Below are 25281 nucleotides of genomic sequence, written 5' to 3'. Positions count from 1 at the left end.
AACCGATATGCTGTATTATTTATTTGATTATTTAGACAAATCACTCGACGTTCCGGGAACAGGAGTGTTTCAATACATTACATTTCGTTCTGGATTGGCGGTTTTATTGTCTCTTTTATTGTCAACTATTTTCGGTAAAAGAATCATTGAATTTTTAAGAAACCAGCAAGTTGGAGAAACGGTGCGTGAACTTGGTTTAGAAGGCCAAACGCAAAAAGCAGGTACACCAACAATGGGTGGATTAATCATCATTTTGGCCACTTTAGTTCCGGTATTTTTACTTGCTAAATTAGATAATATTTATATTGTTTTACTGGTTGTGACCACGTTGTGGATGGGAACAATTGGTTTCATAGATGATTATATCAAAATTTTCAAAAAAGACAAGGAAGGTTTAAAAGGAAGGTTTAAAGTAATAGGCCAAGTGGGATTAGGATTAATAGTTGGATCTGTGCTTTATTTTCATCCCGGTGTGACCGTTCGAAAAGACACACAACGAACTAATATATTGCAAAAAACTACTGAAACAGTTGTTTCTGCAGTCCCTTTAGAAGAAAAATCAACGGCCACAACTATCCCGTTTTTTAAAAATAATGAATTTGATTATGCAGATATGTTGTCTTTTTTAGGTGATGGATATGAAACTTGGGCATGGTTAATTTTTATACCTATCGTCATTTTTATAATCACAGCAGTTTCAAACGGAGCTAATTTAACGGATGGAATTGATGGCCTAGCAGCCGGGACTTCCGCTATTTCTGTGCTCACTTTAGGGATTTTTACATTCGTTTCCGGAAATATTATTTTCTCTAATTACCTGAATATTATGTATATCCCAAATTCGGGTGAAATGACAGTTTTCATTTCTGCTTTTGTGGGGTCTCTCATCGGGTTTTTGTGGTATAACAGTTATCCGGCAGCAGTTTTTATGGGTGATACCGGAAGTTTAACCATCGGTGGAATTATTGCTGTAATAGCAATCGCTATTCGAAAAGAGCTTTTAATTCCCGTAATCTGCGGAATCTTCTTAGCAGAAAATTTATCAGTGGTTTTACAAGTCAGTTATTTTAAGTATACCAAGAAGAAATTTGGTGAAGGAAAAAGAATATTTCTGATGTCACCGTTACATCATCATTATCAGAAAAAAGGATACCATGAAAGTAAGATTGTAACCCGTTTTTGGATTGTGGGAATATTGTTAGCCATTCTATCCATTGTAACCTTAAAACTACGATAGTATGCGATTAGTTGTTTTAGGTGGAGGAGAAAGTGGGGTAGGAACCGCCATTTTAGGAAAGAAAAAAGGATATGATGTTTTTCTGTCTGACTTTGGAAAGATTAAAGAAAATTACAAAGAAGTTCTGGTTTTAAATGATATTGCTTGGGAAGACGAAAAACATTCGGAAGACTTGATTTTAAATGCCGATGTAGTAATGAAAAGCCCAGGAATTGCTGACAAAGTTGCAATAGTAAAAAAATTAAATGAAAAACAAATACCAGTAATTTCTGAAATTGAATTTGCATCTCAATTTACCAAGGCTATAACAATTGGAATTACAGGAAGTAACGGGAAAACAACAACGACAATGCTTACCTACCATCTCCTAAAATCAGGAGGTTTAAATGTGGGATTAGCAGGAAATATTGGAAAAAGCTTTGCCTGGCAAGTAGCTGATGAAGATTTTGATGTGTATGTGTTGGAATTAAGTAGTTTTCAACTGGATGGAATTATCAATTACAAGCCACATATTGCAATAATAACAAACATCAGCCCAGATCATTTAGATCGATATGATTATAAATATGAAAATTATATTGCTTCTAAATTCAGAATTACAATGAATCAAACGGAAGAGGATTATTTGATTTATGATGCTGACGATGAAGCAATTAATAATTGGTTACAAAACAACAAAACAAAAGCAAAATTAATTCCTTTTTCACTGACAAAAAAGTATGAAATAGGAGGATTTATAAACAACGACACTATGGAAATGTACATCAACGAAGAAGAATTTACAATGGAGACCAAAACTATGGCTTTGGAGGGGAAACACAACATGAAAAATGCTATGGCTGCCACTTCAGTTGCTCAATTGATGCGAATCAGAAAGCAAACCATTAGAGAAAGTTTGTCTAATTTTCAAGGAGTTGAACACCGATTAGAACGTGTATTGAAAATTCAAAATGTGCAATATATCAACGATAGCAAGGCAACAAATGTGAATGCAACATTTTTTGCTTTAGATAGTATGACAACACCAACCGTATGGATTGTAGGGGGAGTTGATAAAGGGAATGATTATGCTGAATTGATGTCAATGGTTCGTGAAAAAGTGAAAGCGATTATCTGTTTGGGTGTAGATAATAAAAAAATTATTGATGCTTTTGGAAATGTAGTTGATGTGATGGTAGAGGTTTCTTCCATGAGTGATGCTGTAAGAACAGCTCAACATCTAACTGAAAAAGGAGATACCGTCTTATTATCACCGGCCTGTGCCAGTTTTGATTTATTTGAAAATTACGAAGACAGAGGAAGACAATTTAAACAAGCGGTTAGAAATTTATAAAATTAGATAAAGAAGTATGCTTTCATTAATCAAAAGTTTAAGAGGAGATAAAGTCATTTGGGCACTGGTTGCTCTATTGGCTCTGTTTTCTTTTATGCCGGTTTTTAGTGCAAGCAGTAATTTGGCTTATGCCGGAAAAGGAACCGGAAATACAGTTAGTTATTTAGTAAAACATTTGGTTCATGTAGCTCTCGGTTTCTATATTATTTATCGTGTTCATAAAATTCCATATCATTATTTTAGAAGTATATCCCGTATAGTTTTGCCCTTTATTTGGGTGCTTTTGGCTTACACGTTATTTAAGGGAACGGTAATAGCCGGTGCAAATGCCAGTCGTTGGATTCAAGTTCCTTTTGTTGGAATTTCATTCCAGCCTTCAGCATTTGCTTTTATTGTATTGATGATTTTTGTAGCACGTTATTTGTCTAAAACAAGAGAAGAACCCATTACATTTAAATCCTCTTTTATTGATTTATGGCTACCGGTTGGCATTACATTGATGTTTATTTTGCCGGCTAACTTTTCAACTGCCGCTTTGATATTTGCAATGATTTTGATGTTGGTTTTTATAGGTAAATATCCTTTAAAATATATTGCTACTGTTTTAGGAATTGGTCTTGTTGCCTTAACCTTGTTTGTGTTAATAGCAAAAGCATTTCCAAATCCATTGACAACACGTGTAAATACTTGGGAAGCTAGAATTGAACGTTTCGTAAAAGATGATGTTACAGATTTAGATGAAGTTTATCAAATTGAACGGGCAAAAACAGCTATCGCATCCGGCGGTCTTTATGGATTAGGACCGGGTAAAAGTGTTCAGAAAAATTTTTTACCACAATCTTCCTCCGATTTTATTTATGCAATTATAGTGGAAGAATTTGGTTTGTTTGGAGGTTTAGCTATTTTGTTGATTTACTTGTTGTTATTTCTCCGGTTTATTGTAGCAGCCCATAAGGCCAATACATTATTTGGAAAATTAGTGGTAGTCGGACTAGGCTTTCCAATTGTTTTTCAGGCATTGATTAACATGGGGGTTGCGGTTGAATTATTACCAACAACAGGGCAAACATTACCACTTATTAGTAGTGGCGGTAGTTCTATTTGGGTAACTTGTTTAGCGGTTGGTATTATATTGAATGTTACCAAAAAGGAAGAAGAAATAGCTGCTGAAAATGTAGAAAAGGCAAAGCGGGAAGTTGCTCTTCAAAAAATGATAGACAAACAAATTAAAGAAGATGAAGAGTCAATTTCTGAAGATTATTCTGTTGAAGATAATCCAATGAATGTAGTATTGAAAAAGAAATAGAACGAAGAAATTTTATGCTTTAGAATATCAGTAATTAAAAGAAATGACAAATTTAAAATTCATTGTTAGTGGTGGCGGAACCGGTGGACATATCTACCCGGCCATTGCTATTGCAAATGAATTGAGAGTTCAGTTTCCTGATTGTGAAATTCTTTTTGTAGGAGCCAAAGATAAAATGGAAATGCAAAAAGTGCCACAATCCGGATATCCAATAAAAGGATTATGGATAGCTGGTTTACAACGAAAACTAACTTTACAAAACTTAATGTTTCCGGTAAAAGTCATCGATAGTTTGTTGAAGTCAAGAAGTATTTTGATATCGTTTAAGCCGGATGTGGTAATTGGAACCGGAGGTTTTGCTTCAGGACCATTGTTAAAAGCAGCTTCCGGAATGGGAATTCCAACGGTCATTCAAGAACAGAATTCGTTTCCCGGAATAACAAATAAATTGTTGAGCAATAAAGCTTCTGTTATTTGCGTGGCTTATGAAAATTTAGAAAAATATTTTCCAAAGAATAAAATCAGATTGACAGGTAATCCGGTTCGTCAGGATTTGATTTCCATCGATAACAAAAAAGTTGATGCGTTGACTTATTTTGCTTTAGATGCCACTAAAAAAACGTTATTAGTTTTAGGAGGAAGTTTAGGGGCCCGCAGAATTAATCAACTTATCGCTAAAGAATTAAATTTTATAGTAGGTCAAAATATACAGGTAATTTGGCAATGTGGCAAATTGTATTTTGAAGAATATAGTCATTTTAATGAACAGAAAAATGTAAAGGTAGTGTCGTTTATTGATAGAATGGATTTGGTTTATGCAGCGGCAGATGTGATTGTTTCCAGAGCCGGAGCATCATCAGTTTCAGAGCTTTGTTTAGTGGGTAAGCCGGTTATTTTTATTCCGTCACCAAACGTTGCAGAAGATCATCAAACAAAAAATGCTAATGCTATAGTCGAGAAAAAAGGTGCAATTCTTTTAAAGGAATATGAATTAGATGAAAAATTTCAATCCACTTTTTCTAATTTGATTTCAAATGAAAAACTTCAAAATGAATTGGGGACTCAAATAAAAAAATTAGCCAAGCCTGATGCAACAAAAGAGATCGTAAACGAAATAATTAAATTAATTAAAAGATAAAATCCTAAAATTTTAGGGTGAGATATATGAATCTAAATCAAATCCATAACGTTTATTTCATTGGAATCGGAGGCATCGGAATGAGTGCCCTTGCTCGCTATTTTAATTATTTGGGTAAAAAAGTTGCCGGATATGACAAGACCGAAACGGAGTTAACCAAAGAATTACAATTGTTAGGAATGCAGATTCATTTTGAAGATACTATTGGTTTGATTCCGTCTGATTTTTATATTGAAAATACGTTGGTTATTATCACTCCGGCAATTCCCATTACTCATTCTGAATGGAATTATTTTATTGAACGCGATTATTCGATTAAGAAAAGAGCTGAAGTTTTAGGAATAATTACTAAAGATACTTATTGTTTTGCTGTAGCCGGAACACATGGAAAAACAACTACTTCCAGTATTTTAGGACATATTCTTTATGAATCAGGGGTTGACGTAACCGCTTTTTTAGGTGGAATAGTTGAAAATTATAATTCAAACTTAATTGGGAACGGAAAAACAGTCACAGTTGTTGAAGCTGATGAATTTGATCGTTCGTTTTTACAGTTGTATCCGGATATGGCTTGTATTACCTCGATGGATGCGGATCATTTAGATATTTATGGTGATAAAGCTTCAATCGAAGCAACTTTTGTAGAATTTGCTAATAAAGTGGAGGATAAAAACCTGCTGTTCATTCCTAAAAATTTACCATTGGAAGGAATCAAAATTGCCATTAATGAAGAAGCAGATTTTACAGCATTTAATATTAGAGTAGAAAATAGTGCTTATGTTTTTGATGTTAAAACACCATTAGAAACGATTAAAAATATACAATTCAATTTACCGGGAAGACACAATTTAATGAATGCACTCATGGCTTTGGCGATGGCTATAACATATGGTTCCCCAACCAATAGTATCGTCAGAGCCTTGGGAACATTCAAAGGAATTAAACGTAGATTTTCCTATCAGATTAAACAAGAAAAATTGGTTTTTATTGATGATTATGCTCATCATCCTACTGAAATAAATGCGGTTCACCAAGCCGTAAGAGAATTGTATCCCCAACAGAAAGTGTTAGTTGTTTTCCAGCCGCATTTGTTCAGTAGAACGAAAGATTTTGCAGATGATTTTGCAAAAAGTCTCTCGTATTTTGATGAAGTTATTTTGTTGGATATTTATCCTGCAAGAGAATTACCAATGGAAGGAATTACTTCTGCTTGGTTGTTGTCAAAGATTGAGAATTCCAATAAAAAATTAGTCTTAAAAAATGAATTGATTGATGAGGTTTTGAAAAGTACAGCTACCGTGATTGTCACTATCGGAGCAGGAGATATAGGTGAACTGGTTAAACCATTAAAAGAACGATTGAATGAAAAAGTATTTTAGTTGGACAAATATTCGTTTGCTGTTGATTTTACTGGTAGTTTGTTTCCTGTATTCTTTCATGTCAAAAAGAAATGAGAATCGGAAATTGCAAAAAGCAACGGTAGAATTTTTAGATGGGGAACAACTTTTTGTTACGCACGAAACGGTTAATAAATTGTTAATAGAAAATAAAAAAGATGCTTCCAGTATACAGAAAGTTGCTTTAGATTTGAATAATTTGGAGAATGCCATCAACCGACACGAAATGGTTGAAAATGCAGAGGTTTTTGTGAGTGTTGATGGGAATTTAAAAGCTGTTGTTAAACAAAAAACACCGGTAGCCAGAGTGTTTGAAAGTCATGATTCCTACTACATTGACTACAAGGGCACTAAGATGCCATTGTCAAGTATTCACACGGCACGTGTACCGCTGGTTTCAGGGGAAATAAATGTAAATAACAGTAAAAAATTAGACGAATTATTTCGAATAATCCACAACGATGAGTTTTTGAAAAAAAACATCATTGGGATACAAATTATGCCGAGTGGAAGCTTAATTATGAAAAATAGAAATTTTGAATATGACATTGAATTTGGAAAAACCATCAACATGGAGCGAAAATTCAAAAATTATAAAGCATTTTTACAAAAAGCAGTTTTGGATAGTTCGATTTACAGTTACAAAAATATTAATCTGAAGTTCACGCAACAGGTAGTTTGCACAAAATAGAAACACATGAAAAACGAAAACATCGCAGTAGGTTTAGACATTGGTACCACAAAAATTGTGGCCATGATTGGCCGTAAAAACGAGTATGGTAAACTCGAAATCTTAGGTGTGGGAAAATCCAAAAGTTTGGGTGTTCACAGAGGAGTTGTCAATAATATTACGCAAACTATACAATCTATTCAAACCGCTGTAGCGGAAGCAGAAGAAAATTCAGGCTACATGATTAAAGATGTTGTAGTTGGAATTGCTGGTCAACACATTCGAAGTATTCAACATAGTGATTATATCAGTCGCAGTAATCCGGAAGAGGTAATTTGCGGGAAGGATATTGAGCAGTTAATCAATCAAGTGCACAAATTGGCCATGTTACCCGGGGAAGAAATTATTCATGTTTTACCACAAGAATTTAAAATTGACGGTCAGTCTGAAATCAAAGAACCTATCGGAATGTATGGTGGACGATTAGAAAGCAGTTTTCACGTAGTTGTTGGTCATGCTGCTTCAATCAGAAATGTTGGAAGATGTATCCAAAGTGCTGGAATTGAATTATCCGGTTTAACATTGGAACCACTAGCCTCTTCTGATGCTGTTTTGAGTCAAGAAGAAAAAGAAGCCGGTGTGGCTTTAATTGATATAGGCGGTGGAACAACCGATTTAGCTATTTTTAAAGATGGCATAATTCGGCACACAGCTGTAATTCCATTCGGTGGAAATGTAATTACGGATGATATCAAAGAAGGTTGTTCAATTATTGAAAAACAAGCAGAATTATTAAAAGTGAAATTTGGCTCTGCTTGGCCTGGTGAAAATAAAGACAATGAAATTGTTTCTATTCCCGGATTAAGAGGACGTGAACCCAAAGAGATTTCGCTTAAAAATCTTTCTAAAATAATTAATGCCCGCGTGGTAGAAATTATTGAACAGGTTTTTGATGAAATTAAATCATACGGACACGATGATCCTAAAAAGAAATTGATTGCCGGAATCGTATTGACCGGAGGTGGAGCACAATTGAAGCATATCAAACAATTAGTAGAATACATTACCGGAATGGATACCCGAATTGGTTATCCAAATGAACATTTAGCCGGAAATTCCGATGAAGAAATGTCTAGTCCATTATATGCTACTGCAGTTGGATTAATGATGAATAGCATTAATAATAATACAAAAAGTGCTGTTTTAATGTCTGAAATGGAGCAATCTAAAGACAAAGAAGCTAAAATAGAAGAACCTAAAGTCGAGCCCATTGCCGAAGCCCCAAAAGCAACGGAGCAAAAAAATGAAAGTACCGAGAATAAAATCAGACGTTCTTTCTTTGATAAATATGTAGAAAAGATTAAAGAATTTTTAGACAATGCAGAATAGAACCTAAGTTCTGTAAAGTTTTAAAAATAAATGAATTAGAAAAACCAAGTAGTATGATAAGCAACTCAGATTTTGGAAGTATTTCATTTGATTTACCTAAAAACCAATCAAATGTAATTAAAGTAATTGGTGTAGGTGGTGGCGGGAGTAATGCCATTAACCACATGTTTAAACAAGGGATTAAAGGAGTAGATTTTGTAGTTTGTAATACCGACTCACAAGCTCTTCAAAATAGTCCTGTGCCAAATAAAATTCAATTGGGTGTAAACCTGACAGAAGGATTAGGGGCCGGAGCTAATCCTGAGGTAGGACAACAATCTGCCTTAGAAAGCATGGAAGACATTGATAAATTATTGGATAGCAATACCAAAATGATTTTCATCACGGCAGGAATGGGTGGTGGAACAGGTACAGGAGCTGCTCCGGTAATTGCTCAAATGGCTAAAGAAAAAGATATTTTAACGGTTGGTATTGTAACTATTCCATTTCAATTTGAAGGTAAAGTTCGTTCAGAACAAGCCATGTCAGGAGTGGAGCGTTTAAGAAAACAAGTTGATTCACTTATCGTTATCAATAATAATAAATTGAGAGAAGTGTATGGAAATCTTGGCTTTAAAGCCGGATTCTCTAAAGCGGATGAAGTTTTAGCGACTGCTTCTCGTGGTATAGCTGAGGTGATTACGCACCACTATACACAAAATATTGACTTGAAAGATGCTAAAACGGTTCTGTCTAACAGTGGAACAGCAATAATGGGTTCTGCAACTGCTGAAGGAGAAAACAGAGCTAAAGACGCTATTGTTTCTGCATTAGATTCTCCTTTGTTGAATGATAATAAAATTACGGGGGCTAAAAACGTATTGTTGCTTATCGTTTCCGGCTCTTCTGAAATTACAATTGACGAGATAGGGGAGATTAATGATCATATTCAAGCTGAAGCCGGACACAATGCAAATATTATAATGGGGGTTGGTGAAGATGAATCTTTAGGAGATTCTATCGCTGTAACAATCATTGCAACGGGTTTTAATGTGGAACAGCAAAAAGAAATCGTGAATGCTGAGCCTAAAAAAATTATACATTCTTTAGAAGAAAACCAAACCAACACGATTGATTTATCACAAAAAGTGGTTTCGCCAATTTTAGATTTTGTGATTGAAAAAGAAACACCTTCTAGTAATATTGAAGATAAAATAGTTTTTGAATTAATTGATGAAATGGAAGTCGTAGAACCAAAAATGGTATCCGACTTGATTCCTACTTCTGAGTTAATCAAGAACATTGAAATAACCTATGAAATTGTAGCTCCTTTTACAGAAAATCAATTGTTTGCAACAACACCGGAAGTTCGCGAAATTATAGTGAAAGATCCTGAGTTTGTAATTGTTGAAAAAGAACAAGTGACACTTTCGTTTGATTTAGGAATCAATCAACCTATAGAATCTGAAAAAACCATCCTTTTTGACCTCAATCCTACAGCCACAAACGAAATTATTGTAAATGAACCTATGCAAGTCATCCCAATGACTGAAGTAAATGAAACCGGTGTAATTCGGTATTCGTTAGAAGAATACATGGAAGTTGAAGCAGAACTTCTGAACTCAAAACCGGTGGTTAATGTTGTTGAGGAACCGGTAAATGAAGAAATGAATATTACCGTAAAAAAAGTGGAGACTCCTATTGCTTTTTCTCCTTCCTTTGATGAAATAAATCCAACGGAAATGACCATCGAAGAAACATTAAAAATGCGTGCGGATGATAGAAGAAAAAAACTAAAAGAATTTAATTATAAATTCCATACCAATTCATCTCGTTTAGATGAAATGGAAAAAGTACCGGCATACAAAAGAATGGGTGTAGATTTACCAACAAATGCACCTTTAAATAATCAATCCAGGATGTCTTTGGGAACAGATAGTAACGACGATACTCAGTTGCGTTCTAACAATTCATTTCTTCATGACAATGTGGATTAACTAACTCAAACAAGCATGATTTAACCCGGAAATTAGAATCTAATTTTCGGGTTATTTTTTTATCTTTGCAATCCATTAAAACAAGAATCTAAGATAAAGGATTAAGGATTTCTTTTTATAAATAGTTATATAAAAAAACAACTACTATGAGTTTACAAAGCCAAATAAACGAGGAAATTAAAAATGCGATGCGAGCAAAAGACACAATCGCTTTAGAGTCGTTAAGAGCTGTTAAATCAGCTATTTTGTTAGCTTTAACTGAAGGTGGAGCAAAAGATGAATTAGCACAGGAAGATGAAATAAAACTATTACAGCGTTTAGTAAAACAACGTAAAGACAGTGCGGCAATTTATGTTCAACAAGGAAGACAAGATTTAGCAGAACCGGAATTACTTCAGTCTGCTGTAATCGAAAAGTTTTTGCCAAAACAATTAAGCGAAAATGAAGTTGAAGTTGCAGTTGCTCAAATCATTGCAGAAAATGGATTTTCAGGAATGGCCTCTATGGGGCAGTTAATGGGAATAGCGTCAAAACAATTAGGAGGTAGTGCTGATGGTAAAACGATATCAACAGTAGTAAAAAAACTTTTAGCATAATATATTTTATTGTAGATTCGCACTTCAAAAATGCAATCATTGGCCTCGTAGTTCAACTGGATAGAATATCAGATTTCGGCTCTGATGGTTGGGGGTTCGAACCCCTCCGAGGTCACCTTGAAACACCCAAATAATTTTTGGGTGTTTTTTTTATTTTCATCTTGAAATTACGGATAAGAAGTAGTTTTTATCTATATTTAAAAATAAAATATAAGTATTGAATCCTTTTATTCTTCTGTCTGTTTTTTTTGGTGTTTTTGTTGGAAAAGCAATAGAACCTGTCTATGTCTATTTTTATGGAAAACCGTTGTTTATTCATTTTTATCCTATTCCAAAAAAATTAAAACCTTTTGAGCTTGAAATATTGAATTCTAATTTTCACTATTATTCAAATTTATCTCCTCGAAAGAAAAAATATTTTGACCATCGTGTTGCTACTTTTATACAGAACTATCAATTTATCCCAAAAGAAGGTATTGAAATATCAACTGAAATGAAAATTTTAATAGCGGCTACTGCCATTAAATTATCTTTTGGGATGAGAAATTATCTGGTTAAGGTATTCGATAAAATTATTATTTACCCCGAATCATATTATTCTACGGTAAATGATGTATGGCACAAAGGTGAATTTAACCCAAGAATGAAAGCTATTGTGTTTTCATGGGAAGATTTTCTAGCAGGTTATGAATATGATAACGATAATTTAAATTTAGGCTTGCATGAATTTGCTCATGCTTATCATCTTCACGGGTTGAAATCTTCGGATGTTAGTGCCTTAATTTTTGCTGAAACTTATAAACAAATCATTTCTTATACTGCTAAACCGGAAATTCGGACAAAACTAATTGCCTCCAATTATTTTAGAATTTATGCTTACACGAATTCTTTTGAGTTTATAGCCGTTTTGCTAGAACATTTTTTTGAAACTCCTGAACAATTTGAAATTGAATTTCCGGAATTGTTTCAAAAAGTAAGAAAAATGATAAATTTTTAGCTACCCCATAATATACTAAAATAAATTCAATTATTTACTGATAGTCGTCATCTTATTATAGCTAAAAAGAGGTGAAATTTGTTTCAATATATTAAAAGTTATTGAAATGAAAAAGCAAGTTCCTGTATCGACAATAATGTCCAAAAATGTGATTAAGTTAAATCTTTCAGACGATTTGACAAAGGCTGAAATGCTATTCAAAAAACATCATATCCGTCACATTCCGGTTGTAGATAGCAACAAAATTATTGGAATGCTAAGCTATACTGATTTGCTTCGTATTTCGTTTGTAGATGCTGTTGATGACGAGGATGAAGTAGTTGATGTAACGGTTTATAATATGTTTACCGTTGAACAGGTGATGGCTAAAAAATTAGTCACTGTAAGTCCTGATACAACAATTAAACAAGTGGCTGAAATATTAGCAACGAATGAATTTCATGCACTTCCTGTAGTTGAGGGGAAATTATTAGTTGGTATTGTAACTACAACGGATATTATCAAATATTTAATCGACCAATATTAAGAAAAATAAACGCCCGGAAAATTACTGTGTAATCTTCTTTAAATCTTTAATTGTTTCAATTGGATTTTGGGCTTTAAATACATAATTGCCGGCTACTAAAACATCAGCACCGACTTCTGCCAATTGTTGTGCATTTTTATTGGTAACACCACCATCAATTTCAATTAGAGTTGAAGCGTTATTGCGTAAAATAATTTCTTTTAGCTGCTTTACTTTAGTGTAGGTATGCTCTATAAATGATTGTCCGCCAAATCCCGGATTTACACTCATCAAACAAACTAAATCAATATCTTTAATAATATCTTCTAATAAGCTAACCGGAGTGTGTGGATTTAAAGCAACACCGGCTTTCATGCCTTCTGCTTTGATGGCTTGTAGGGTTCTGTGTAAATGAGTGCAAGCTTCATAATGTACCGTTAAGTTAGTTGAGCCTAATTGAGCAAAGGTTTTGATGTACCTGTCGGGATCAATAATCATCAGATGGACATCAATAGTTTTTTTTGCGTGTTTGGTAATGGCTTCTAAAACAGGCATTCCAAAAGAAATATTGGGAACAAAAACACCATCCATGATGTCAATATGAAACCAATCAGCTTCACTTTGATTAATCATTTCAATATCGCGTTGTAAATTGGCAAAATCAGCTGCTAATATAGAAGGGGCAATAAGCGTGTTTTTCATTTTGAGTTGTGTTGTTGGTTGCAAAGATAGATTTTAGTTTAAAAGTTTAAAAGTTTAAAGGATTAAAAGTTTTGTTTCCCACAAAAAAGCAAAACTCCGGAAACCCGAGCGTAGCGAACTGACCGTGGGTTTTGCTTGCCCTAAAAAAGCAAAACTCCGGTAATCAGCCGGAGTTTCAATTATCAATCAAAAAACGAACAGTTATTAACTGTTGTTACTTTTTATAGGTTAAACAGATTAACCAAGGTATGTTTTTAATATTTTACTTCTGGAAGTATGTTTTAATCTGCGAATAGCTTTTTCTTTAATTTGACGAACACGTTCACGCGTTAAATCAAATGTTTCGCCAATTTCTTCTAAAGTCATCGGATGTTGATCTCCTAATCCAAAATATAAACGGACTACGTCTGCTTCTCTTGGTGTCAAGGTTTCTAACGAACGTTCAATTTCTGTACGAAGCGATTCGTGAATCAATTCTCTATCCGGATTTGGCGATTCTCCTGAACGTAAAACGTCATACAAATTAGAATCTTCGCCTTCAACTAAAGGAGCATCCATGGATAAATGACGGCCCGAGTTTTTCATGCTCTCTTTTACATCATTTACAGTCATGTCTAACTCTTTTGCAATTTCCTCTGCAGATGGCGGACGCTCATTTGATTGCTCCAATAAAGCATACATTTTGTTGATTTTATTGATAGAACCAATCTTGTTCAACGGTAAACGTACAATACGGGATTGTTCTGCCAAAGCTTGTAAAATCGATTGACGAATCCACCAAACGGCATAGGAAATGAATTTAAATCCACGTGTTTCATCAAAACGTTGAGCTGCTTTAATAAGCCCTAAATTTCCTTCGTTTATTAAATCCGGCAAGGTTAATCCTTGGTTTTGGTATTGTTTAGCAACCGATACAACGAAACGTAAGTTTGCTTTAGTTAATTTTTCTAAGGCTCGTTGGTCACCTGCTTTGATACGTTGTGCTAATTCAACCTCTTCGTCGGCTGTAATTAAATCAACTTTTCCAATTTCTTGTAAGTATTTGTCAAGGGATGCAGTTTCACGATTCGTTACCTGCTTTGTGATTTTGAGTTGTCTCATTTAATTCTATTTGAATAATAGGTTCAAGTAATTATACGAAACATAGTTACAAAAAGTTACAAAATAATAATAAAAAATTATTTCAGACGTCCTTGAACTTCTTCATTCCCTGATTCCCGTTGGTTTGCAGAGAGTTTTTTATTTCCAAATTTATAAGTAATTCCTACCCGTAGCATTCGTTCATCCATATAAAGGGATCGTCTTTGTGGTGTGTTGTTTACTTCAGTAGAAATATAGGCCATGTAGGTTCTGAAAATATCGGTTCCTAATAAAATGAAACTCCAGCCTTTTTCCTTGATGGAATAACGCAAGCCTGCATCTAATTTTGAATACTGTGTGGCTTCATAATATAAATCTTTTCTCGGACTGTGGTATTCATAATTTAACTCAGCCATAAACGATTTCTTTTTATTCAAGGTGAAAGTATTATTGGAGTATATTACATACAAGAATCCATTTTGAGCCTCAGTTGGAAGTTCACGTGTAAAAGTAGTATTGTTGTAGTTTCCATTTATTGTATTGGAACTTTCCCACCATTCGAAAGCATTGTATAAATAGGTTATGGTCGCTCCATATTGATCTTTATCATAAAAGTTGCCTCTTTGATAACGAACAGTTTGTGGGTCTGTGTTTAAATCAATGAATGGAATTTGAAGATTCCCGTTTGTTGTGGTTGAATAATAAATTTTGAAGGTTAAATTTTCTTTATAACTGTAATTTAGTTCAAAATTATCTGCAAAGGAAGGTTGTAAATAAGGGTTTCCTTCAACAATTATAAAAGAACTTAAATACCATTTAAACGGATTTAAATCCCAAAATATAGGCCGATCAATTCTTTTGCTGTAATTTATTGATAAACTGTTATTTTCATTTGGAGTGTACAAAAGGTATGCTGATGGAAATAGTTTGTTGTAGTCAAAACTGTTTTCTTGATTTTGTGTCACATCCGGAGAAGTAGTAATTCCGACAACTTGTGTATTTTCATAACGTAGGCCAAGTTGAGTTTGCCATTTTGAACTAAGTGTTTTGGAAAAATTGACATAGGCAGCTTGCGTATCTTCGTTATAATCAAAGATATTAGTTTGACTGATATCCAGGAAGGGAACTCCAGTGGATAAGTCATAGTAGCTAATGTCACTTTTGTTTTTTACCCAGCTTAATTTTCCACCAAAGCCATAAGTAGCCCATTTTGTAGGTAAATCAAAATCAAATTTCGCACTATAATTTTCAATATCTTGAATGCCGGTATTTTGAGCTTTGGTGGCCGGACCTAATGGATTATTGGTAGGACTGAAGTTTTGTGTAGTAAAGTTTCTGATTTTAGTGTCATTATAATTGAAATAATCTAAATCAACGGTGAATTGTTTCCCTAAAGTGTCAAGTTTTTGGATGTAATAAGTATTAATGGAGTTGTTTTTGTTTTCAGAGTCATTGTAGCCGGTTGTTTCGTAAGTTGAAATCAAATTACCGGTAACTTTGTCAAAAACTTTTGACGAATTACTGTCAGTCACATCAGGTTTGTCAAACAATCCAACATATTTTGCCCCTATTTTAGCATTATCAGATAATTTATAATCAAGGCCTATTATTCCTCTGTAAATGTCAGCTTTGTCTTTTCGTTTTGTTTCACCATTCCACGTTTCGCTTTCATAGTAAGTATCTGTGTTTTCCACTATTTTGTCATTACCTTCTCTTTTCGCAAAATCGGTAAAAAAGCTCACGTTATTTTTGTTATAAATAAAGTTGATTCCAGCTGAAACGGAAGGATAAGTGGTTTGAATATAATTGGCTCGTATAGTGCTGGACCAGGAATTTTCTTGAATTTTCTTTAATTTGATATTGATTAATCCACTATTTCCCTGTGCATCATATTTTGCCGGAGGTGTTGTAATCACTTCGATACTTTTGATGTTATCTGAATTGATACTACGCAAATAATTATTTAATTCATCTCCGCTCAGATTGATAATTCTTTCGTCAATCATTACACTTACGGTACTTTTTCCAACAATGCCAATAGAGTTTGCTGAAACAGCTACACCCGGCGTGCTTTTTAATAATTCTAGCCCGTCACTTCCGGAAGCCCGAACACTATTTTCAACATTAAAAACCGTGCGGTCGACTTTATTTTCAATAATTTTTTTCTTGGAGGTGACTTCTACTTCTTTTAATTGGTTGGTATTATCAAAGGATGTCAATGCTCCCAAGGAAATATTTTTGTCTAAAATAAAGTCCGTTTGATAAATGACTGAGCCTACAAAATAAAAACGAAGTGAATAGGTTCCTTTTGTGCTTTTTAAATTAAAAGTTCCTTTGGAATCAGTTAAAGTTGAAGTGATGATGTTTCCATCTTTTAAAAGGATAACTTCTGAAGATTCAATACCAACTTTATTTTCATCGACTAAGATACCGGAAACAGAAAACTCCTGACCGGAAACAGTTGTTAAAAATAATAGATTAATTATGATAAAAATTCTCGAAATTGAAAATCTCATACTTATTTTTGAATCGCTTTACTGCAAATATAACATAAATGTTAAGACCACAATGCTTTGTAGTAGATAAATTACAAATTAAATCATAAAAAAACCCGATTCAGTTTTTGAATCGGGTTAATTAATATAGCAGAAAAAATTAATCCTTTTTCGGAACAATTTTATTTTCTTCTCTTGGAGGTCTAGGCAAAAGTGCTTTTCTTGACACTTTTTCTTTTCTTGTTTTTGGATCTATTCCTAAATATTTCACTTCAAAAACATCACCCATTTTAACAACATCAGTTACATTTTCTGTACGTTCCCAAGCTAATTCAGATACGTGAAGTAAGACTTCATTTCCAGGAGCTGAAGTATATTCTACCACTGCACCAAAATCTAATAATTTAATTACTTTCACTTCGTAAGATTCACCCATAGTTGGTTTGAAAATAATCGAATCAATTTTAGCTAATACAGCTGCAATTCCATCCGGATCAGTTCCAAGAATTTCTACCACACCTTGTTCGTCTACTTCATTGATAACGATAGTACAGCCGGTGGCTTTTTGTAATTCTTGAATAACTTTTCCACCAGGTCCAATCAAAGCACCAATAAATGCTCCCGGAATAGTACGCATAATGATTTTTGGAGCATGTTTCTTAACATCAGCTCTTGGTGTAGCAATGGTTTCGGTAATTTTACCTAAAATATGCATACGACCATCACGTGCTTGGCCTAAAGCTTGTTCCATAATATCATAACGTAAACCGTCAATTTTGATATCCATTTGACAAGCAGTGATTCCGTCTTTTGTTCCGGTAACTTTAAAGTCCATATCGCCTAAGTGATCTTCGTCACCTAATATATCTGAAAGAACTGCAAATTTTTGGCCATCAGTGATTAAGCCCATTGCAATTCCGGAAACTGGTTTTACCATTTGAACACCTGCATCCATTAAAGCCATTGTTCCTGCACAAACGGTTGCCATTGAAGAAGAACCATTTGATTCTAACACTTCTGAAACAATACGGATAGTATAAGGACAATCAGCCGGAATCATGTTTTTCAAAGCACGTTGTGCCAAATTTCCATGACCCACTTCTCTTCTTGAAGTTCCTCTTAAAGGTTTTGCTTCACCAGTAGAAAAAGGAGGGAAGTTATAATGTAAATAGAATTTTTCTTCGCCTTGCTCGCTAGGTGAGTCAATTTGATTGGCTTCTCTTGAAGTTCCTAGAGTTACTGTTGCTAAAGCTTGAGTCTCTCCACGTGTAAATAAAGAAGAACCGTGTACCGAAGGTAAATAATCTGTTTCACACCAAATAGGTCTGATTTCAGTTGTTTTTCTTCCGTCTAAACGAATTCCTAATTCAAGGATTACGTTACGAACAGCTTCTTTATTGGTTTTGTAGAAATATTTCCCAACTAAACCTGCTAAGTCAGCATTTTCAGCATATTCTTCTTCAGTAAATAATGCTTTTGCTTCTTCTTTTACGGCTGCAAATTGAGCTGTTCTTTCATGTTTTGCTGTTCCTTCTTTAGCAATAGCATAACATTTATCATAAGCAAAGGCTTTTACTTTAGCATATACGGCTTCGTCTTCTTTCTCACCTTCGTAAGTACGGATTTCTTTTTTGCCAAAAGCTTCCTGTAAACGCAATTGAGCGTGAATTTGAACTTTAATGGCCTCGTGAGCAAATTTAATGGCTTCTACCATTTCGGCTTCTGAAATTTCTTTCATTTCACCTTCAACCATGGCAACTGAATCCAAAGAAGCTCCAATCATCATGTCAATGTCGGATAACTCTAATTGTGTTCTACTTGGATTTATAACGAATTTTCCATCTACACGTGCTACACGTACTTCTGAAATTAAGTTGTAAAATGGAATGTCTGAAACGGCTAAGGCTGCAGAAGCGGCTAAACCTGCTAATGCATCCGGCATCACATTTTCATCATGACTCATTAATTGAATCATCACTTGCGTTTCAGCATGATAATCATCCGGGAAAAGTGGACGTAAAACACGGTCAACTAAACGCATGGTTAGTACTTCACTATCACTTGGACGTGCTTCTCTTTTGAAAAAACCACCCGGGAATCGTCCAGCTGCGGCAAATTTTTCACGATAATCTACCGTTAATGGTAAAAAATCTACTGCTGGGTTTGCTGTTCTGGCAGAAACGGCTGTTGCTAAAAGCATACAATCGCCTAAACGAACCACCACAGAACCATCTGCTTGCTTCGCTAATTTTCCGGTTTCGATAGAAATGGTTCTACCATCTCCTAAATCGATAACCTCTTTTGTTACATTTGGAATCATAAAAATTCTAATTTGGTATTAATACTAGGTTTCGTTGTGTTGTTGTGTGTAGTTGTTGTGTAACCCAATGAAAAACCAAACTTTTTTCTGTCAAAATCTATAAAACAAAAAGAGGCACTTTCGCACCTCTTTCCTATTGATTATTTTCTAATATTCAATTCTTTAATAATCTCACGATATCTGTTGATATCTTTTTTCTTTAAGTAATCTAAAAGACTTCTTCTTTTACCTACCAATAATACTAACGAACGCTCGGTATTGTAATCGTGACGATTTTTTTTCAAGTGCTCTGTTAAGTGTGAAATTCTGAAAGTGAACAATGCAATTTGTCCCTCAGCAGAACCTGTGTTTTCAGCTTTTCCTCCGTGTTTAGCGAAGATTTCAGCTTTTGTTTCTTTAGTTAAATACATTCCAATATTATATTAAATGATTATTATGTATGAATCAGGGTTTTCCTAATTCGGTTGCAAAGGTAATTTTATTTTTTAAAAGTACAAGTTTTTTCTAAAACAACTTTGCAACTTCTTCATTCACAAATTCTAAAAAGCGTTCGTCAGTTTCACTGAACGGATTTAAAACATGACTGTCGATGTCAATTTGTCCTATGTTTTTTCCATTAACAAAAAGTGGAACAACAATTTCAGACTTAACTGTAAAGCTGCAGGCAATATAATTGTCTTGAGCGGAAACATCCGGCACAACAAAATTTTGATTTGAAACGGCTACCTGTCCACAGATACCTTTTCCAAAAGGAATAACGGTATGGTCTGTTTCAGCACCAACATAAGGTCCTAAATGCAGGGTTTGTGTTTCATGGTTGGCAAAATAAAATCCAACCCAATTGTAATAATCAACTTCATCATGAAGTAATTTACAAATATTTGCCAGTTTTTCATCGGTGGAAATATCAAATTGAATGATAATTTCAGTAATTTTAGGTTTTAGGGCATCTAAGGTCATGGTATTATTTTTTTACAAAGGTAAAACATCACAACTGCTCAAAATTCTATATTTTTGTTAAAAATAAAGTGTTGAAAAAATACCTTGTACAGTATAAACCTTTTTTGATTTTTCTGCTTAAATTCTTTTTAAGCTATGCCATTCTTACTTTTTTGTATCAAATTTACCTTAATAAATACGACACAACTCAGTTTGAAGTGGATGCAATAACTAAAATTGTTGCCCGTCAATCACAACAAACAACTACATTTTTTGGTTATCATTCAGAAATTGCGGATAATCTTGAGCAAAGTTCTGTTAAGTTTTTTGTCAAAGAAAAATATGTGGCTCGGGTAGTTGAAGGATGTAATGCAATTAGTGTCATTATTTTATTTATTGCTTTTGTAATTGCCTTTAAAGGAAAAATAAAGCAAACGTTGTTTTTTGTGTTACTCGGTTCAATGCTGATTTATGTATTGAATATTATTCGAATTGCATTAATTTCAATCGCCTTGTATAAATTTCCGGCATATGAACATTTGATTCATGGTGTCATTTTTCCGCTTATTATATATGGTGTTGTTTTCGTTTTATGGATAGTTTTGGTTAATAAATTTTCAATTTATGCAACTAAAGCAAACTAATAATTGGATTGTCTATTCGTTAGTAGGTTTCTGTTTAGTTGCCTTGATATTTATTAGATTATATGAAACCCAACTTTTTTATGATCCTTTTTTAGTTTATTTCAAAAATGATTATCTTAATTTACCTTTTCCTGAATATGACACTTTTTTATTATTGTTAAATTTGATTTCAAGGTATTTTTTCAATACGTTCTTTTCATTGGCAATCATTTTTCTTTTGTTTAAGGATTTTCAGCTTACAAAATTTGCTGCATTTTTATACTTTTTTTTCTTCATTATTTTAATTTTTCTCTTTTTTGGTGTCCTATCTTTTTTCGATGAGCAAAGTAATTTTTTACTTTTTTATGTTAGAAGATTTCTAATTCAACCTTTGTTCTTGGTGCTCTTTATTCCGGCATTTTATTTTCAGAAAAAACAATCATAGCTCAATTTTTCGTACCTTTATAAGACTAAAGAGTCGGGTATGAAAGTCACTAAATTTTCAGGTGAAATTGTCAACTTTGACAAGGATAAATTAATTCATTCGTTACGAAAATCGGGAGCAAGTGAAGAAGCGGTATTTCAGGTAATTCATGAAATTGAAAGAGAATTATACGAAGGTATTCCAACTAAAAAAATCTACAAATTAGCATTTCAACTGTTAAAAAAATTTTCTAACGTTCATGCTGCTCGGTATAATCTAAGAACGGCTATTCAGTCGTTAGGACCGGCAGGTTTTTTCTTCGAAAAATTTATAGCTAAAGTTTTTGAATGTGAAGGATATCAAACCCAAACTAATCTCATTTTGGAAGGAAATTGTGTATCACATGAAGTTGATGTATTACTTAAAAAAGAAAATTGTGTTTCCATGGTTGAATGTAAATTTCATGGAAGTCAAGATGCTAAAACGGATGTGAAAGTTCCGATGTATATTTTATCCCGATTTAATGATTTAAAAGATAGAGATTTTCAACTTTTTAAAAGCAATTATTCCATCCAAAATTGTTGGATAACTACCAATAATCGATTTACAGATGAAGCTGTGAAATTTGCTGGTTGTTCAAAGCTGAGTTTGTTAAGTTGGGATTATCCGAAAGGAAACAGCTTAAAAAACAAAATTGATTTAAACAAAATTTATCCTGTGACTTGTTTAACAACACTAACAATGGCTGAAAAAGATAAATTATTAGTTCAAGATATAATTACCGCCCTCGATTTAATTCAACATGCTGATTGGCTTTCTAAAATTGAGTTAAGTCCAAGCCGGGTTAAAAACGTATTGCTAGAAGCAAATCAATTGTGTAATTTAATAAAATAACCATGAAAATTCAATTTTTAGGAGGTGCAGGAACAGTAACCGGTTCAAAAACACTTGTTGAGCACAACGAACTACGAATTCTGATTGATTGTGGCATGTTTCAAGGATTAAAAGCTTTGCGAGAACTCAATTGGGAACCCTTAGCGGTTGATGCTTCCAGTATTGATTTTGTATTGCTCACACATGGTCATTTAGATCACTGTGGATGGTTACCTAGGTTAGTAAAAGAAGGTTTTCTGGGTAAAATATTTTGTACAAGTCCTACTAAGCAGATAGCTAAGCTTATTTTATTAGACAGTGCTAAAATTCAAGAGGAAGAGGCATCCAAAGCAAACCAAGAACATTATTCTAAACACGAACCGGCAGAGCCACTATACACAGTTGCTGAAGCTGAAAATGTGATTCCTTTTTTTAGAGCAGTAGAAAAAGATATTGAAATTGAACTCACAGGGAATTGTTATTTTAAATTTTTTCAGGCTGGGCATATTATAGGAGCTTGTTCAATTTCATTACATATTGATGGCAAAGAATTAGTGTTCTCCGGTGATGTTGGGCAAGACGATGATGTATTGATGTATCCACCGGAAAAACCAACTACTGCGGATTATGTTTTTTTAGAAAGTACCTATGGCAATCGAATTCATCCAACTAATGATGTGCTATTTGATTTAGAATTGATCATCAACCAAACGATTGATAGAGGTGGGAATGTTATTATTCCCAGTTTTGCTGTTGAACGGGCACAAACCTTGATGTTTCTACTGTGGCAATTGAAAAAACAAAACAGAATTCCCGACATTCCTTATATTATTGATACACCGATGGGAATAAAAGTATTGGATGTGTTTAATGATAATCATCAATGGCATAAGTTGGCACCGCATGAATGCGAAGAAATGTGTAGAATGTTCTCGATGATAACTGATTTTGAAGATTCAATCAGTGCAATTTATGATAAAAAACCAAAAGTTGTAATTGCGGCCAGCGGAATGATAACCGGAGGAAGAGTTTTATCTTATTTAGAAAGATATATTGATAAACCAGAAAACACGGTCATGCTCGTTGGCTATCAAGCGGAAGGAACTCGTGGTAGAAAACTATTAGAAGGAGCTAAAGAAATTAAATTCTATGGAAAATATTATCCCGTGGAAGCACAGGTAACTTTAGTGGAAGGACTTTCTGCACATGGCGACCAGAATGATTTGCTTAGTTGGCTTAATAAATTAGGAAAAAAGCCTGCAAAAATATTTTTAGTACATGGTGAAAATGAGGCAGCAGACGCATTGCGATTAAAAATTACGGAAAGATATGGATACAATTGCACTGTTCCTCTTTTAGGGCAAGCTATTGAATTGTAGTATATTTAACAGCATTTTGTAAAAATATTGAACTAAAAAAATGTACTTTTGTCCCATGACTTTCAAAAAGTACACAAGTGTTTTGCTCGCTTTTTATCTCTTGGTTTCTACTACGGGATTGGCTTTTAATGTGCATCATTGTGGTGATGAAATTGCTTCTGTGTCATCTGTTTTTAGCATAGAAGAACCCTGTGAAGGAACAGTTGAAAAAGAGCAAAAAACATGTTGTGCTAAGTCATCGGATGACCATAAAGGTTGTTGTTCTGATGAAATCATTCAAGCTGATTTAGATGACAGTATAATTTCACATTTCAGTTTTGATTTTGATTATTTTTCAATACTACCTATTGTTGAACTACCTATTTTTTGGAATGAACCGATTAAAATTTCAGCACAATGTTTGACATATTATTGTGATGCAAATGCACCTCCACTCTACCAATTACATTCACAATTCCTTTTTTACGCCTGATTTAATTAAACATCATTTCACTAGTTAGTGAAAACTTCTTGTTTAATTTTAAATCATTTTTATGCAAAAACAATTTATAGGATATGTTTTTTTATTGGTTTCTTTTATTTCATTTTCTCAAGAAAAAGTAACCGGTAAAATAATATACGATAATAATCAACCGCTTCCCGGAGCTAATATTTACTGGCAGAATACCGAAATAGGCGTCATATCGGATGAACAAGGAAAGTTCTCTATTCCTTTCACAGGCGAACACACTGTTTTAGTCATTAGTTATGTTGGATTTAAAACGGTTACATTAACTATTTTGAAATCTAAAACGATAACTCAAAAAATGGAGTTCGATAGTTCTTTAGATGAAGTGACTGTAACGAATGTTAGAAAATCACTTCAAAAAAGTTATCGGGTTACTTCAAACATGCAAACCATGACAGGCAAGGAATTGTTAAAGGCGGCATGTTGTAATTTGTCTGAAAGTTTTGAAACAAATCCGTCAATCGATGTTAACTTTTCTGATGCAGTATCCGGTAGTAAACAAATTAAAATGTTGGGGTTAACCAGCCCTTATATTTTAATGACGGAAGAAAACATTCCGTCTATTCGTGGGGCATCACAAGCTTACGGACTTTCTTTTATTCCCGGAACTTGGGTGGAAAGTATTCAAATTACCAAAGGAGCCGGTTCAGTTGTGAACGGTTACGAAAGTATTTCAGGTCAAATTAATTATGAATTATTAAAACCTGCCGATGATATTCCATTCTTTTTGAATGCTTATGGTTCGACTGATTCAAGATTTGAGTTGAATACCCATTTCAATACAAAAATTAATGATAAGTGGGCAACAAGTTTGTTTCTGCACGGCAATACCAGAGTTTCCAAAAATGACATGAACGACGATGGTTTTTTGGATAACCCGCTTGGAAAACAAATCAATGCCATCAATCGTTGGCAATATACAGATTTGGAAAAAGGTTGGGTGAGTTTTATCAATCTTCGCTATATGAAAGACGATAAACAAACCGGTCAAGTTGATTTTGAGCCGGATAGAGATAAAGGAACAACCAATTTTTGGGGATCTGAAATTAGTACTGAAAAGTTAGATGCCTCAGCCAAATTAGGGTTTGTTTTTCCGGATACACCATGGAAAAGTATCGGTTTTCAAAATGCTTTTAATTACCATAACCAAGAGTCTTATTTTGGATTGAATCAATATAATATCAAACAAAATAGTTTCTATTCGAATTTGATTTACAATTCAATTTTTAGTAACACTTTACATAAATTTGCAACGGGTTTGAACTTCACCTATGATAATTATAACGAATTTGTAAATGTTTCAGATTTTAGTAGAATAGACGATTCTGTTGGTGCTTTTTTTGAATATACATTCGATGATACGGATAAATGGAGTTATGTTTTGGGAGGAAGAA

At 33.8% G+C, this 25281-nt stretch carries 23 protein-coding genes and 1 tRNA gene; 18 read left to right on the top strand and 6 right to left on the bottom strand.

Annotated elements, in window-relative coordinates:
• Positions 1–7 precede the first annotated feature (7 nt).
• The 12 genes from mraY (at position 8) to C0512_RS07935 (ending at position 12565) form a co-directional block, all read left to right on the top strand.
• The gene (gene mraY, locus C0512_RS07990; protein ID WP_290860365.1) at positions 8–1237 is read left to right on the top strand and encodes a phospho-N-acetylmuramoyl-pentapeptide-transferase; all 1230 of its coding nucleotides are present in this window, start codon (positions 8–10) and stop codon (positions 1235–1237) included.
• A gap of 1 nt (position 1238) precedes the next feature.
• Positions 1239–2570: a UDP-N-acetylmuramoyl-L-alanine--D-glutamate ligase gene (gene murD / locus C0512_RS07985; RefSeq protein ID WP_290860363.1), complete on the top strand. Its 1332-nt coding sequence runs from the start codon at positions 1239–1241 to the stop codon at positions 2568–2570.
• Between the two features lie 16 nt (positions 2571–2586).
• Positions 2587–3876: an FtsW/RodA/SpoVE family cell cycle protein gene (locus C0512_RS07980; protein ID WP_290860361.1), complete on the top strand. Its 1290-nt coding sequence runs from the start codon at positions 2587–2589 to the stop codon at positions 3874–3876.
• Positions 3877–3919: 43 nt separating this feature from the next.
• Positions 3920–5014, top strand: a complete 1095-nt coding sequence (gene murG, locus C0512_RS07975) for an undecaprenyldiphospho-muramoylpentapeptide beta-N-acetylglucosaminyltransferase (protein ID WP_290860359.1) — start codon at positions 3920–3922, stop codon at positions 5012–5014.
• 26 nt (positions 5015–5040) lie between these two features.
• Positions 5041–6393 carry a UDP-N-acetylmuramate--L-alanine ligase gene (gene murC / locus C0512_RS07970; RefSeq protein ID WP_290860358.1) on the top strand — a complete coding sequence of 451 codons (1353 nt, stop codon included), beginning with the start codon at positions 5041–5043 and terminating at the stop codon, positions 6391–6393.
• Entirely contained in the window at positions 6377–7102 is a 726-nt protein-coding gene (locus tag C0512_RS07965; protein ID WP_290860355.1) for a cell division protein FtsQ, read from the top strand. Before murC ends, C0512_RS07965 begins: the two co-directional genes overlap by 17 nt.
• A 6-nt stretch (positions 7103–7108) precedes the next feature.
• Positions 7109–8470 (top strand): cell division protein FtsA, encoded by a 1362-nt coding sequence (gene ftsA, locus C0512_RS07960; protein ID WP_290860353.1) that lies wholly within the window; start codon positions 7109–7111, stop codon positions 8468–8470.
• Between the two features lie 53 nt (positions 8471–8523).
• A complete protein-coding gene (gene ftsZ / locus C0512_RS07955; protein WP_290860351.1) occupies positions 8524–10446 on the top strand; it encodes a cell division protein FtsZ in 1923 nt (640 codons plus the stop codon).
• 146 nt (positions 10447–10592) lie between these two features.
• On the top strand, positions 10593–11042 hold the full coding sequence (locus tag C0512_RS07950) for a GatB/YqeY domain-containing protein (protein ID WP_290860349.1): 450 nt from the start codon (positions 10593–10595) through the stop codon (positions 11040–11042).
• A 41-nt stretch (positions 11043–11083) separates the two neighbouring features.
• Positions 11084–11157: transfer RNA gene (locus tag C0512_RS07945), tRNA-Arg, on the top strand.
• Positions 11158–11259: 102 nt separating this feature from the next.
• On the top strand, positions 11260–12039 hold the full coding sequence (locus C0512_RS07940) for a zinc-dependent peptidase (RefSeq protein WP_290860347.1): 780 nt from the start codon (positions 11260–11262) through the stop codon (positions 12037–12039).
• A 106-nt stretch (positions 12040–12145) separates the two neighbouring features.
• A complete protein-coding gene (locus C0512_RS07935; RefSeq protein WP_290860345.1) occupies positions 12146–12565 on the top strand; it encodes a CBS domain-containing protein in 420 nt (139 codons plus the stop codon).
• A 21-nt stretch (positions 12566–12586) separates the two neighbouring features.
• On the opposite strand, the gene rpe is transcribed toward C0512_RS07935, so the two are convergent.
• From rpe to C0512_RS07905, 6 genes are all read right to left on the bottom strand, one after another.
• On the bottom strand, positions 12587–13246 hold the full coding sequence (rpe, locus tag C0512_RS07930; protein ID WP_290860343.1) for a ribulose-phosphate 3-epimerase: 660 nt from the start codon (positions 13244–13246) through the stop codon (positions 12587–12589).
• A 237-nt stretch (positions 13247–13483) separates the two neighbouring features.
• Entirely contained in the window at positions 13484–14347 is an 864-nt protein-coding gene (locus C0512_RS07925) for a sigma-70 family RNA polymerase sigma factor (protein ID WP_007804760.1), read from the bottom strand.
• 77 nt (positions 14348–14424) lie between these two features.
• A complete protein-coding gene (locus C0512_RS07920; RefSeq protein ID WP_290860287.1) occupies positions 14425–16842 on the bottom strand; it encodes a TonB-dependent receptor in 2418 nt (805 codons plus the stop codon).
• A 139-nt stretch (positions 16843–16981) separates the two neighbouring features.
• Positions 16982–19141, bottom strand: coding sequence for a polyribonucleotide nucleotidyltransferase (locus tag C0512_RS07915; RefSeq protein WP_290860285.1), 2160 nt, complete (start codon positions 19139–19141; stop codon positions 16982–16984).
• 140 nt (positions 19142–19281) lie between these two features.
• Positions 19282–19551 (bottom strand): 30S ribosomal protein S15, encoded by a 270-nt coding sequence (gene rpsO, locus C0512_RS07910; RefSeq protein WP_026711936.1) that lies wholly within the window; start codon positions 19549–19551, stop codon positions 19282–19284.
• A 94-nt stretch (positions 19552–19645) separates the two neighbouring features.
• A complete protein-coding gene (locus C0512_RS07905; protein WP_290860282.1) occupies positions 19646–20101 on the bottom strand; it encodes a GAF domain-containing protein in 456 nt (151 codons plus the stop codon).
• A gap of 71 nt (positions 20102–20172) precedes the next feature.
• Here C0512_RS07905 and xrtF point away from each other — a divergent pair, with 71 nt between their 5' ends.
• The 6 genes from xrtF to C0512_RS07875 form a co-directional block, all read left to right on the top strand.
• A complete protein-coding gene (gene xrtF / locus C0512_RS07900) occupies positions 20173–20724 on the top strand; it encodes an exosortase family protein XrtF (RefSeq protein WP_290860280.1) in 552 nt (183 codons plus the stop codon).
• Entirely contained in the window at positions 20705–21148 is a 444-nt protein-coding gene (locus C0512_RS07895; RefSeq protein WP_290860278.1) for an exosortase F system-associated protein, read from the top strand. The genes xrtF and C0512_RS07895 overlap by 20 nt, the downstream gene beginning before the upstream one ends.
• 39 nt (positions 21149–21187) lie before the next feature.
• Positions 21188–22021: an ATP cone domain-containing protein gene (locus C0512_RS07890; protein WP_290860276.1), complete on the top strand. Its 834-nt coding sequence runs from the start codon at positions 21188–21190 to the stop codon at positions 22019–22021.
• A gap of 2 nt (positions 22022–22023) precedes the next feature.
• Positions 22024–23379 (top strand): MBL fold metallo-hydrolase, encoded by a 1356-nt coding sequence (locus C0512_RS07885; protein ID WP_290860274.1) that lies wholly within the window; start codon positions 22024–22026, stop codon positions 23377–23379.
• Between the two features lie 55 nt (positions 23380–23434).
• The gene (locus C0512_RS07880) at positions 23435–23851 is read left to right on the top strand and encodes a hypothetical protein (RefSeq protein ID WP_290860272.1); all 417 of its coding nucleotides are present in this window, start codon (positions 23435–23437) and stop codon (positions 23849–23851) included.
• Positions 23852–23912: 61 nt separating this feature from the next.
• Positions 23913–25281 (top strand): carboxypeptidase-like regulatory domain-containing protein (locus C0512_RS07875; RefSeq protein ID WP_290860270.1); only part of this gene is annotated, 1369 nt, incomplete at its 3' end.

Origin of the sequence: Flavobacterium sp., from assembly GCF_013822155.1 — a bacterium.
In the GTDB taxonomy this organism is placed as follows: Bacteria; Bacteroidota; Bacteroidia; order Flavobacteriales; family Flavobacteriaceae; genus Flavobacterium.
Note: the sequence above shows the minus strand (reverse complement) of the source record. Positions and strands in the feature narration are given on the sequence as shown.